Source organism: Dokdonia sp. LLG6352-1, from assembly GCF_045055815.1.
Classification (GTDB): Bacteria; Bacteroidota; Bacteroidia; order Flavobacteriales; family Flavobacteriaceae; genus Dokdonia; species Dokdonia donghaensis.
The window spans coordinates 1,407,638-1,423,206 of sequence record NZ_CP159329.1; the positions used below are offsets into that span (position 1 = coordinate 1,407,638).

The window sequence follows — 15,569 nt, forward strand, 5'->3', positions numbered from 1 at the left end:
TAAATATCAACGATTAAGTGTATGTTAATTGTAACTTATACAAGTAATTAAATTAGATTTGTAAGTAATGTTTTGTCTTCCTCTTTAGGAGAAGCGCATATCTAGTTTTATTGATAGTTAAGCTTTAAGACGAAATCGTTAAGGTGTTTAAAAAAAGAATTTATATATGGGAAAAATTACTATTCCTTCTGGACAGATTAAAAAATCATCTTTCTTATCTTATAAGAGTGAGATGGCAATGTCAATAACTAGTGTGAAAAGTGCTCTGGGTAAACTCGGTGTTTTTTCTGTGCTGTATATGCTTTTAATAGGTTCTTCTCTAGCAGCACCAAATGAAGTGGTTGAGAGCTGTAGCGATGAGTTAAAAATAAGTGCCTTTTATGCAGATCCTGTTTTGGATCTTAACTTTTATGCTGCAGGAGTTGATAATGAAGTGCAGTGGAATGTTCCATCTAATGGTATTAGTCCTTTGTTCAAAGTACCTACACTAACTTCTGATACGGGCACTATATTAAGTGCTAGTATAGATTTTACGGGTGTCGTAGATGCTTCAGAATTTCTTTATGTAACTACTGGTCACATACCTAATGGATTTTTTCAGTTTGACTTAGATGATACTAACGCTCCTCAAAATTTCACTGTCAACTCAACCACGCTAACGGTTGTTCAGACAGGTTCTGATTTTTTAATAACAGAGGCATCTGGTAACCCAATACCTAACGATGATCTTATAGCATTTTTTAAAACGCTTTATTATAGAAATACTACGGCTGCCCCAACGGCAGGTGTAAGGAATGCAACTGTGACAGTGACAGATCCAAATTTGGCAACAGCTACCGCAGTGAGTCAAACGAGAGTTTTTATAAATGGCCCAGTAGCAACAGATGACGCAGGCTCTGTCGCTGCAAATACAGTAGGGGGTATACCGGGCAATGTTTTAGCTAATGATACTGGTAATTCAATAGTGGTCTCTGAGGTAGATGTATACGCTACAGCCGTGGGTAATTCTTATGAAACTTTATATGGTTCAATTATTTTTCAACCAAATGGAAGTTATGTTTATGATGTGGATGAGACAAATTCTTCTGTTACAGGTTTGAAAAGTGGAGAGTCTATCGATGATATAATATCGTATACAGTTCAAGACAATGCTTCGATTATTGATTATGGTATATTAACCATAACCATTGATGGTGTTGACGAGGCGCCTGACGCTGAAGATAACAATGATTCCATTACAGTAGTTACAGAAGTTGATGTTTCTGGAAATATTATTACTGATGAGGGTGTGAATGGGGTTGATGCTATAGATAGAGGGTTAAGTACACTAGTATGGGAAACCGAATTTAGTGCCCCTGGAGGTGTCTTCGGAGGTTTATCTGGACCTGTAGATATGGAGATGAGAACTATTGATGGTGTAACTCTAAACTTTCAATCCACTGACCCTTCCAATATTGGTGTCGCTAATCAAAATCAAGTGGTATTTCAAACTGGAGTGAATGGTGGTCATCAGGGTTATCTTTTATACTCCATAGATGCCGCTACGAGTCCGTCTCAAGATACGGAGCTTATTATAGATTTTGATGAGCCCGTATTTAATTTGGGGTTTTTAGTAGTGGATATTGATTTCTCCCAAGCTACAAGCTGGCAGGATCAAATTAGAATTAATGGATTATTAGACGGTGTAAGTTCTATTTATAAAGTTGTTACGACTGGCGGCGTAGTTGAAGCAGGAAATAATACTTTTTATGGTACTGGAAATGCTATTCCACAAGATGCCACAGGTAATGTTAACATTGTTTTTGAAGAGCCTATAAATCAACTAATATTAAGTTATAATTATGGTCCTGATGCAACTGACAATGATAAAGCGGGACAAATTGCAGGAATATCAGATATATACTGGCAAGGCAAGGCAGAAAATATTGTTATAATTGAGATTGATGGAAGTCCTGTTGCTGTAGGTGGTTCTGTTTTTGTGGGAACTTATGGAAGTATTGAGGTATTCCCTGATGGAACATATACTTATACCCCAGATACAAGTAATCCCGCAGTCGCTGGGTTATTGACAGGGCAGACGTTAACAGAAGATTTTGATTATGTATTATCGGATGGTGTTGCAACTGATCAAGCACAACTCATAATTACATTAAATGGAGATAAAACTGCGCCTGCCATAACGATTGATACTCCTATTGAAGGTGATAATATTGTAGATAGCGCAGAGGTAGGTAGTGTAAGCACTTCTGGAACTACAACAGATGTCGAGGATGGTCAGATTGTAACCGTAACATTCTCAGATGGTACAAACACTGTTACGACCACCGCAACCGTAACGGGTGGCGTATGGACGGCTACAGATGTGGATATTTCTAGTCTTTCAAATGGTCCCATCACTGTTACTGCAGATGTTGCTGACTCTTTTGGTAACCCAGCAAGCGATAATACACCTATTACTTTAGATAAAAATCTAGGTTTACCAATTGATGCGATGGACGATAGCTACACAGCTACAGCAGAAGAAGGAGTTAATGGCATTACCTTAGGTGATGTACTTTCTAATGATGTAATTAATGGTGTACCTGTTGATCCTGCAGATGTTACAATCACTCCAAATACAGATGGTCCACTTACGGTGAATGCCAATGGCACAGTAACCGTAGCAGCGAACACTGCACCTGGTGCTTATACAGTAGATTATACAGTTTGTCAAGATGGAACAACCCCCCCTAACAGCAACTGTGATACTGCGACAGCTACAGTAGTGGTAAGTGCACCGGACCCAATCGATGCGATGGATGATAGCTACACAGCTACAGCAGAAGAAGGAGTTAATGGCATTACCTTAGGTGATGTTCTTTCTAATGATGTCATCAACGGAGTACCTGTAGATCCTGCAGATGTTACAATCACTCCAAATACAAATGGTCCACTTACGGTGAATTCGGATGGCACAGTAACCGTAGCAGCGAACACTGCACCTGGCACTTATACAGTAGATTATACAGTTTGTGAAGATGGTACAGCACCACCTAACAGTAACTGTGATACTGCGACAGCTACAGTAGTGGTAAGCGCACCGGACCCAATCGATGCGATGGATGATAGCTACACAGCCACTGCAGAAGAGGGGGTTAATGGCATTACCTTAGGTGATGTTCTTTCTAATGACGTAATTAATGGTGTACCTGTAGATCCTGCAGATGTTACAATCACTCCAAATACAGATGGTCCACTTACGGTGAATTCGGATGGCACAGTAACCGTAGCAGCGAACACTGCACCTGGCACTTATACAGTAGATTATACAGTTTGTGAAGATGGTACAGCACCACCTAACAGTAACTGTGATACTGCGACAGCTACAGTAGTGGTAAGCGCACCGGACCCAATCGATGCGATGGATGATAGCTACACAGCCACTGCAGAAGAGGGGGTTAATGGCATTACCTTAGGTGATGTTCTTTCTAATGACGTAATTAATGGTGTACCGGTAGACCCTGCAGATGTTACAGTCACTCCAAATACAGATGGTCCACTTACGGTGAATGCTGATGGCACGGTAACCGTAGCAGCGAACACTGCACCTGGTACTTATACAGTAGATTATACAGTTTGTGAAGATGGTACAGCACCACCTAACAGTAACTGTGATACTGCGACAGCTACAGTAGTAGTAAGCGCACCAGACCCAATCGATGCGATGGACGATAGCTACACAGCTACAGCAGAAGAAGGTGTTACTGGCATTATCTTAGGTGATGTTCTTTCTAATGATGTAATTAATGGTGTACCTGTAGATCCTGCAGATGTTACAATCACTCCAAATATAGATGGTCCACTTACGGTGAATGCCGATGGCACAGTAACCGTAGCAGCGAACACTGCACCTGGTACTTATACAGTAGATTATACAGTTTGTGAAGATGGTACAGCACCACCTAACAGCAACTGTGATACTGCGACAGCTACAGTAGTAGTAAGCGCACCAGACCCAATCGATGCGATGGACGATAGCTACACAGCTACAGCAGAAGAAGGTGTTACTGGCATTATCTTAGGTGATGTTCTTTCTAATGATGTAATTAATGGTGTACCTGTAGATCCTGCAGATGTTACAATCACTCCAAATATAGATGGTCCACTTACGGTGAATGCCGATGGCACAGTAACCGTAGCAGCGAACACTGCACCTGGTACTTATACAGTAGATTATACAGTTTGTGAAGATGGTACAGCACCACCTAACAGCAACTGTGATACTGCGACAGCTACAGTAGTAGTAAGCGCACCAGACCCAATCGATGCGATGGATGATAGTTACACAGCTACAGCAGAAGAAGGTGTTACTGGTATTACCTTAGGTGATGTTCTTTCTAATGATGTAATTAATGGTGCACCTGTAGATCCTGCAGATGTTACAATCACTCCAAATACAGATGGTCCACTTACGGTGAATGCGGATGGCACAGTAACCGTAGCAGCGAACACTGCACCTGGTACTTATACAGTAGATTATACAGTTTGTGAAGATGGTACAGCACCACCTAACAGTAACTGTGATACTGCGACAGCTACAGTAGTAGTAAGCGCACCAGACCCAATCGATGCGATGGACGATAGCTACACAGCTACAGCAGAAGAAGGTGTTACTGGTATTACCTTAGGTGATGTTCTTTCTAATGATGTAATTAATGGTGCACCTGTAGATCCTGCAGATGTTACAATCACTCCAAATACAGATGGTCCACTTACGGTGAATGCGGATGGCACAGTAACCGTAGCAGCGAACACTGCACCTGGTACTTATACAGTAGATTATACAGTTTGTGAAGATGGTACAGCACCACCTAACAGTAACTGTGATACTGCGACAGCTACAGTAGTGGTAAGCAAACCGGATCCAATCGATGCGATGGACGATAGCTACACAGCCACTGCAGAAGAGGGAGTTAATGGCATTACATTTAGTGATGTATTAGCCAATGACACTTTAAACGGAGCGACGGTAGATCCAGCAGATGTTACTTTAACCGCTACACCAACAGCGGAATTGTCAATAGACCCTGCTACTGGAGATGTTATAGTTGCCAGCGGTACTGCACCTGGTACTTATACAATTCCTTATCAAATTTGTGAGACAGCTGTTCCATCAAATTGTGATACTGCGACAGCTACAGTAGTGGTAAGCGAACCAGATCCAATTGATGCGATGGATGATAGCTACACAGCTACAGCAGAAGAGGGAGTTAATGGTATTACCTTAGGTGATGTTCTTACTAATGATGTAATTAATGGTGTGCCTGTAGACCCTGCAGATGTCACAATCACTCCAAATACAGATGGTCCACTTACGGTGAATGCTGATGGCACAGTAACCGTAGCAGCGAACACTGCACCTGGTACTTATACAGTAGATTATACAGTTTGTGAAGATGGTACAGCACCACCTAACAGTAACTGTGATACTGCGACAGCTACAGTAGTGGTAAGCAAACCGGATCCAATCGATGCGATGGATGATAGCTACACAGCCACTGCAGAGGAAGGTGTTACTGGTATTACTTTTAGTGATGTATTAGCCAATGACACTTTAAACGGAGCGACGATAGATCCAGCAGATGTTACTTTAACCGCTACACCAACAGTGGAATTGTCAATAGACCCTGCTACTGGAGATGTTATAGTTGCCAGCGGCACTGCACCTGGTATTTATACAATTCCTTATCAAATTTGTGAGACAGCTGTTCCATCAAATTGCGAGACTGCCATAGCTACAGTAGTAGTAAGCGCACCAGACCCAATCGATGCGATGGACGATAGCTACACAGCCACTGCAGAGGAAGGTGTTACTGGTATTACTTTTAGTGATGTATTAGCCAATGACACTTTAAACGGAGCGACGGTAGATCCAGCAGATGTTACTTTAACCGCTACACCAACAGCGGAATTGTCAATAGACCCTGCTACTGGAGATGTTATAGTTGCCAGCGGTACTGCACCTGGTACTTATACAATTCCTTATCAAATTTGTGAGACAGCTGTTCCATCAAATTGTGATACTGCGACAGCTACAGTAGTGGTAAGCGAACCAGATCCAATTGATGCGATGGACGATAGCTACACAGCCACTGCAGAAGAAGGAGTTAATGGCATTACGTTAGGTGATGTTCTTTCTAATGATGTCATTAATGGTGTACCTGTAGACCCTGCAGATGTTACAATCACTCCAAATACAGATGGTCCACTTACGGTGAATGCCGATGGCACAGTAACCGTAGCAGCGAACACTGCACCTGGTACTTATACAGTAGATTATACAGTTTGTGAAGATGGTACAGCACCACCTAACAGTAACTGTGATACTGCGACAGCTACAGTAGTAGTAAGCGCACCAGACCCAATCGATGCGATGGACGATAGCTACACAGCTACAGCAGAAGAAGGTGTTACTGGTATTACCTTAGGTGATGTTCTTTCTAATGATGTAATTAATGGTGCACCTGTAGATCCTGCAGATGTTACAATCACTCCAAATACAGATGGTCCACTTACGGTGAATGCCGATGGCACAGTAACCGTAGCAGCGAACACTGCACCTGGCACTTATACAGTAGATTATACAGTTTGTGAAGATGGTACAGCACCACCTAACAGTAACTGTGATACTGCGACAGCTACAGTAGTAGTAAGCGCACCGGACCCAATCGATGCGATGGACGATAGCTACACAGCTACAGCAGAGGAAGGTGTTACTGGTATTACTTTTAGTGATGTATTAGCCAATGACACTTTAAACGGAGCGACGGTAGATCCAGCAGATGTTACTTTAACCGCTACACCAACAGCGGAATTGTCAATAGACCCTGCTACTGGAGATGTTATAGTAGCCAGCGGTACTGCACCTGGTACTTATACAATTCCTTATCAAATATGTGAGACAGCTGTTCCATCAAATTGCGAGACAGCGACAGCTACAGTAGTGGTAAGTGCACCAGACCCAATCGATGCGATGGACGATAGCTACACAGCTACTGCAGAAGAGGGGGTTAATGGCATTACGTTAGGTGATGTTCTTTCTAATGATGTAATTAATGGTATACCTGTAGACCCTGCAGATGTTACAATCACTCCAAATACAGATGGTCCACTTACGGTGAATGCCGATGGCACAGTAACCGTAGCAGCGAACACTGCACCTGGCACTTATACAGTAGATTATACAGTTTGTGAAGATGGTACAGCACCACCTAACAGTAACTGTGATACTGCGACAGCTACAGTAGTGGTAAGCGCACCGGACCCAATCGATGCGATGGACGATAGCTACACAGCCACTGCAGAGGAAGGTGTTACTGGTATTACTTTTAGTGATGTATTAGCCAATGACACTTTAAACGGAGCGACGGTAGATCCAGCAGATGTTACTTTAACCGTTACACCAACAGCGGAATTGTCAATAGACCCTGCTACTGGAGATGTTATAGTTGCCAGCGGCACTGCACCTGGTACTTATACAATTCCTTATCAAATTTGTGAGACAGCTGTTCCATCAAATTGCGAGACTGCGACAGCTACAGTGTTAGTAAGCGCACCAGACCCAATCGATGCGATGGACGATAGCTACACAGCCACTGCAGAGGAAGGTGTTACTGGTATTACTTTTAGTGATGTATTAGCCAATGACACTTTAAACGGAGCGACGGTAGATCCAGCAGATGTTACTTTAACCGCTACACCAACAGCGGAATTGTCAATAGACCCTGCTACTGGAGATGTTATAGTTGCCAGCGGTACTGCACCTGGTACTTATACAATTCCTTATCAAATTTGTGAGACAGCTGTTCCATCAAATTGCGAGACTGCGACAGCTACAGTGTTAGTAAGCGAACCAGATCCAATTGATGCGATGGATGATAGCTACACAGCTACAGCAGAAGAGGGAGTTAATGGTATTACCTTAGGTGATGTTCTTACTAATGATGTAATTAATGGTGTGCCTGTAGACCCTGCAGATGTCACAATCACACCAAATACAGATGGTCCACTTACGGTGAATGCTGATGGCACAGTAACCGTAGCAGCGAACACTGCACCTGGTACTTATACAGTAGATTATACAGTTTGTGAAGATGGTACAGCACCACCTAACAGTAACTGTGATACTGCGACAGCTACAATAGTAGTAAGCGCACCAGACCCAATCGATGCGATGGATGATAGCTACACAGCCACTGCAGAGGAAGGTGTTACTGGTATTACTTTTAATGATGTATTAGCCAATGACACTTTAAACGGAGCGACGATAGATCCAGCAGATGTTACTTTAACCGCTACACCAACAGCGGAATTGTCAATAGACCCTGCTACTGGAGATGTTATAGTTGCCAGCGGCACTGCATCTGGTACTTATACAATTCCTTATCAAATTTGTGAGACAGCTGTTCCATCAAATTGCGAGACAGCGACAGCTACAGTAGTGGTAAGTGCACCAGACCCAATCGATGCGATGGACGATAGCTACACAGCTACAGCAGAAGAAGGTGTTACTGGCATTACGTTAGGTGATGTTCTTTCTAATGATGTAATTAACGGTATACCTGTAGACCCTGCAGATGTTACAATCACTCCAAATACAGATGGTCCACTTACGGTGAATGCCGATGGCACAGTAACCGTAGCAGCGAACACTGCACCTGGTACTTATACAGTAGATTATACAGTTTGTGAAGATGGTACAGCACCACCTAACAGTAACTGTGATACTGCGACAGCTACAGTAGTAGTAAGCGCACCAGACCCAATCGATGCGATGGACGATAGCTACACAGCTACAGCAGAAGAAGGTGTTACTGGTATTACCTTAGGTGATGTTCTTTCTAATGATGTAATTAATGGTGCACCTGTTGATCCTGCAGATGTTACAATCACTCCAAATACAGATGGTCCACTTACGGTGAATGCCGATGGCACAGTAACCGTAGCAGCGAACACTGCACCTGGTACTTATACAGTAGATTATACAGTTTGTGAAGATGGTACAGCACCACCTAACAGTAACTGTGATACTGCGACAGCTACAGTGTTAGTAAGCGCACCAGATCCAATCGATGCGATGGACGATAGCTACACAGCCACTGCAGAAGAGGGAGTTAATGGCATTACATTTAGTGATGTATTAGCCAATGACACTTTAAACGGAGCGACGGTAGATCCAGCAGATGTTACTTTAACCGCTACACCAACAGCGGAATTATCAATAGACCCCGCTACTGGAGATGTTATAGTAGCCAGCGGTACTGCACCTGGTACTTATGCAATTCCTTATCAAATTTGTGAGACAGCTGTTCCATCAAATTGCGAGACTGCGACAGCTACAGTAGTGGTAAGTGCACCGGACCCAATCGATGCGATGGACGATAGCTACAATGCTACAGCAGAAGAGGGAGTTAATGGCATTACGTTAGGTGATGTTCTTTCTAATGATGTCATTAATGGTGTACCTGTAGACCCTGCAGATGTTACAATCACTCCAAATACAGATGGTCCACTTACGGTGAATGCTGATGGCACAGTAACCGTAGCAGCGAACACTGCACCTGGCACTTATACAGTAGATTATACAGTTTGTGAAGATGGTACAGCACCACCTAACAGTAACTGTGATACTGCAACAGCTACAGTAGTGGTAAGTGCACCGGACCCAATCGATGCGATGGATGATAGCTACACAGCTACAGCAGAAGAGGGAGTTAATGGCATTACCTTAGGTGATATTCTTTCTAATGATGTCATCAACGGAGTACCTGTTGATCCTGCAGATGTTACAATCACTCCAAATACAGATGGTCCACTTACGGTGAATGCTGATGGCACAGTAACCGTAGCAGCGAACACTGCACCTGGCACTTATACAGTAGATTATACAGTTTGTGAAGATGGTACAGCACCACCTAACAGTAACTGTGATACTGCAACAGCTACAGTAGTGGTAAGTGCACCGGACCCAATCGATGCGATGGATGATAGCTACACAGCTACAGCAGAAGAGGGAGTTAATGGCATTACCTTAGGTGATATTCTTTCTAATGATGTCATCAACGGAGTACCTGTTGATCCTGCAGATGTTACAATCACTCCAAATACAGATGGTCCACTTACGGTGAATGCTGATGGCACAGTAACCGTAGCAGCGAACACTGCACCTGGCACTTATACAGTAGATTATACAGTTTGTGAAGATGGTACAGCACCACCTAACAGTAACTGTGATACTGCGACAGCTACAGTAGTGGTAAGCGCACCGGACCCAATCGATGCGATGGACGATAGCTACACAGCCACTGCAGAGGAAGGTGTTACTGGTATTACTTTTAGTGATGTATTAGCCAATGACACTTTAAACGGAGCGACGGTAGATCCAGCAGATGTTACTTTAACCGTTACACCAACAGCGGAATTGTCAATAGACCCTGCTACTGGAGATGTTATAGTTGCCAGCGGCACTGCACCTGGTACTTATACAATTCCTTATCAAATTTGTGAGACAGCTGTTCCATCAAATTGCGAGACTGCGACAGCTACAGTGTTAGTAAGCGCACCAGACCCAATCGATGCGATGGACGATAGCTACACAGCCACTGCAGAGGAAGGTGTTACTGGTATTACTTTTAGTGATGTATTAGCCAATGACACTTTAAACGGAGCGACGGTAGATCCAGCAGATGTTACTTTAACCGCTACACCAACAGCGGAATTGTCAATAGACCCTGCTACTGGAGATGTTATAGTTGCCAGCGGTACTGCACCTGGTACTTATACAATTCCTTATCAAATTTGTGAGACAGCTGTTCCATCAAATTGCGAGACTGCGACAGCTACAGTGTTAGTAAGCGAACCAGATCCAATTGATGCGATGGATGATAGCTACACAGCTACAGCAGAAGAGGGAGTTAATGGTATTACCTTAGGTGATGTTCTTACTAATGATGTAATTAATGGTGTGCCTGTAGACCCTGCAGATGTCACAATCACACCAAATACAGATGGTCCACTTACGGTGAATGCTGATGGCACAGTAACCGTAGCAGCGAACACTGCACCTGGTACTTATACAGTAGATTATACAGTTTGTGAAGATGGTACAGCACCACCTAACAGTAACTGTGATACTGCGACAGCTACAATAGTAGTAAGCGCACCAGACCCAATCGATGCGATGGATGATAGCTACACAGCCACTGCAGAGGAAGGTGTTACTGGTATTACTTTTAATGATGTATTAGCCAATGACACTTTAAACGGAGCGACGATAGATCCAGCAGATGTTACTTTAACCGCTACACCAACAGCGGAATTGTCAATAGACCCTGCTACTGGAGATGTTATAGTTGCCAGCGGCACTGCATCTGGTACTTATACAATTCCTTATCAAATTTGTGAGACAGCTGTTCCATCAAATTGCGAGACAGCGACAGCTACAGTAGTGGTAAGTGCACCAGACCCAATCGATGCGATGGACGATAGCTACACAGCTACAGCAGAAGAAGGTGTTACTGGCATTACGTTAGGTGATGTTCTTTCTAATGATGTAATTAACGGTATACCTGTAGACCCTGCAGATGTTACAATCACTCCAAATACAGATGGTCCACTTACGGTGAATGCCGATGGCACAGTAACCGTAGCAGCGAACACTGCACCTGGTACTTATACAGTAGATTATACAGTTTGTGAAGATGGTACAGCACCACCTAACAGTAACTGTGATACTGCGACAGCTACAATAGTAGTAAGCGCACCAGACCCAATCGATGCGATGGATGATAGCTACACAGCCACTGCAGAGGAAGGTGTTACTGGTATTACTTTTAGTGATGTATTAGCCAATGACACTTTAAACGGAGCGACGATAGATCCAGCAGATGTTACTTTAACCGCTACACCAACAGTGGAATTGTCAATAGACCCTGCTACTGGAGATGTTATAGTTGCCAGCGGCACTGCACCTGGTACTTATACAATTCCTTATCAAATTTGTGAGACAGCTGTTCCATCAAATTGCGAGACTGCCATAGCTACAGTAGTAGTAAGCGCACCGGACCCAATCGATGCGATGGACGATAGCTACAATGCTACAGCAGAAGAGGGAGTTAATGGTATTACCTTAGGTGATGTTCTTTCTAATGATGTAATTAACGGTATACCTGTAGACCCTGCAGATGTCACAATCACTCCAAATACAGATGGTCCACTTACGGTGAATGCTGATGGCACAGTGGCCGTAGCAGCGAACACTGCACCTGGCACTTATACAGTAGATTATATAGTTTGTGAAGATGGTACAGCACCAACTAACAGTAACTGTGATACTGCGACAGCTACAGTAGTAGTAAGCGCACCAGATTCAATCGATGCTATTGATGATGATTATAGCCAAACGCCTATTGATACAAGTTTAGAAGATGTAGTAGTAGGTGATATAACCATAAATGATTTAATGAATAATGTGCCCGTAAGTGATACAGAAATTTCAATTTCAATTGCTAGTAATGGTGGAATAAACGGACTAATAATTGATTCAGATGGGCTTTTGATAGTTCCTGCAGGGACTTCTCCTGGAAACTACACAGTTTTATATACGATATGTGAGGTTGCAGTGCCAACAAATTGTGATACTGCATCTGTTCAAATATATATTGGAACTTGTACTGATTTCCCTAATTATGATTGTGATAATGATGGATTAACAAACAATGAAGAGCTTACTGGAGTTGACGATCCTACCACCCCTGCAGATCCTGATGGTGAGATTACAGATCCATTAGATATTGATAGTGATGGTGATGGAGTATCAGATGGTCAAGAAGCGCTTGATGGTACAGACCCTAATGATAATTGTAGTCTAGTAGTAGCTAACCAGACAGAAATGACTGATGCCGCTTACGACAGTGCAGATTGTGATATGGATGGTCTTACCAATAATGAGGAGGCCACCGGAATTGATGATCCATCAACTCCAAACGATCCAAATGGTAATACTACAGATCCACAGAATCCTGATAGTGATGGAGATGGGGTAACCGACGGCGATGAAGCTGGTGATATGACCGACCCTAATGATCCTTGTGCTCTTGAGATTGCTAGTCAAACGGTAACGCCAACGACAGCTTGGAATGATCTTGATTGTGATATGGACGGTTTAAATAACGGTGAGGAGCTTACTGGAGTTGACGATCCTACCACCCCTGCAGATCCTGATGGTGAGATTACAGATCCATTAGATATTGATAGTGATGGTGATGGAGTATCAGATGGTCAAGAAGCGCTTGATGGTACAGACCCTAATGATAATTGTAGTCTAGTAGTAGCTAACCAGACAGAAATGACTGATGCCGCTTACGACAGTGCAGATTGTGATATGGATGGTCTTACCAATAATGAGGAGGCCACCGGAATTGATGATCCATCAACTCCAAACGATCCAAATGGTAATACCACAGATCCACAGAATCCTGATAGTGATGGAGATGGAGTAACCGATGGCGATGAAGCTGGTGATATGACCGATCCTAATGATCCTTGTGCTCTTGAGATTGCTAGTCAAACGGTAACGCCAACGACAGCTTGGAATGATCTTGATTGTGATATGGACGGTTTAAATAACGGTGAGGAACTCACAGGAATAGATGATCCTACCACTCCTGCAGATCCTGATGGTGAGATTACAGATCCATTAGATATTGATAGTGATGGTGATGGAGTATCAGATGGTCAAGAAGCGCTTGATGGTACAGATCCTAATGATAATTGTAGTCTAGTAGTAGCTAACCAGACAGAAATGACTGATGCCGCTTACGACAGTGCAGATTGTGATATGGATGGTCTTACCAATAATGAAGAGACAACAGGAATTGATGATCCATCAACTCCAAACGATCCAAATGGTAATACCACAGATCCACAGAATTCTGATAGTGATGGAGATGGAGTAACCGATGGCGATGAAGCTGGTGATATGACCGACCCTAATGATCCTTGTGCTCTTGAGATTGCTAGTCAAACGGTAACGCCAACGACAGCTTGGAATGATCTTGATTGTGATATGGACGGTTTAAATAACGGTGAAGAGCTTACTGGAGTTGACGATCCTACCACCCCTGCAGATCCTGATGGTGAGATTACAGATCCATTAGATATTGATAGTGATGGTGATGGCGTAACAGATGGTCAAGAAGCGCTTGATGGTACAGATCCTAATGATAATTGTAGCCTAGTGGTAGCTAACCAGACAGAAATGACTGATGCCGCTTACGACAGTGCAGATTGTGATATGGATGGTCTTACCAATAATGAGGAAACAACAGGAATTGATGACCCATCAACTCCAAACGATCCAAATGGTAACACCACAGACCCACAGAATCCTGATAGTGATGGAGATGGAGTAACCGATGGCGATGAAGCTGGTGATATGACCGACCCTAATGACCCTTGTGATTTACAGGTGAGTAGTCAATCTATTGATCCTACTCAAGCTTGGAATGATCTTGACTGTGATATGGATGGTTTAAATAATGGTGAAGAAATAACGGGTATAGATGACCCTGATACCCCTGCAGATCCAAATGGAAATACAACAGATCCTACAAATGCTGATACAGATGGCGATGGAGTAACAGATGGAGATGAAGCAGAAGATGGTACAGACCCTAATAACCCTTGTGATTTCTTAGTTGGTAGTATTACACTAACTGTAGGAGGTGATTTTGACACCCTTGATTGTGATGGTGATGGAGTTACTAATGGCGATGAGATTGCAGATGGTACAAATCCGTTTGATGTTTGTGATTTTGTTGCAGATAGTCAAACACTTCTAACGACACCGGAGTTTGACAATGCAGATTGTGATAACGATGGGTTAACAAATGAGGAAGAAATAACAGGTATTGATAATCCAAATACTCCTGCAGATCCTAATGGTAATACTACCGATCCAACAAATCCTGATACCGATGGAGATGGAGTATTAGATGGTAGAGAAGGTTTAGATGGAACTAATCCTAATGATTCTTGTAGTCTTGAAGTAGAAAGTCAGACAGTAAACGTGAGTCAAGATTTCCTTGATGGAGATTGTGATGGTGATGGTATACCTAACGGAGATGAATTAGGTGATGAAAATGGTAATGGAATAACAGATTTCTTAGAGGTTAACAATAATAATCCTAATGCGACCGATGGTTTAGAGGTATTTGATATAATGACTCCTAATGGCGATGGTTTAAATGATGTATTTGTCATAAGAGGTATTAAAAAGTATCCAAACAATACTGTACGTATTTACAACCGTTGGGGAGTAGAGGTTTATGGAGTAAATGGTTATGGTCAGGATGGTCAGTACTTTAGAGGAGAGAGTAATGGTCGTGCTACTATAAACGGCGATCAGCTTTTACCAGTAGGAACGTATTACTACACTGTAGAATATACTAATGCTTCAGGTAAACTTCAGCAACTTGCGGGACCTTTATACTTAAACAGATAATAATAGATACTAATATTCGGTGTACTTG

At 42.8% G+C, this 15,569-nt stretch carries 1 protein-coding gene; it reads left to right on the forward strand.

Features of this window, described 5'->3' with window-relative positions:
- The first annotated feature begins 166 nt into the window (after positions 1-166).
- Positions 167-15,541, forward strand: coding sequence for a gliding motility-associated C-terminal domain-containing protein (locus tag ABVM49_RS06360; protein ID WP_405203512.1), 15,375 nt, complete (start codon positions 167-169; stop codon positions 15,539-15,541).
- Positions 15,542-15,569 lie beyond the last annotated feature (28 nt).

Coding starts and splice junctions, on each gene's coding strand:
- ABVM49_RS06360 (WP_405203512.1), top strand. CDS start 167: ATGGGAAAAATTACTATTCCTTCTGGACAGATTAAAAAATCATCTTTC.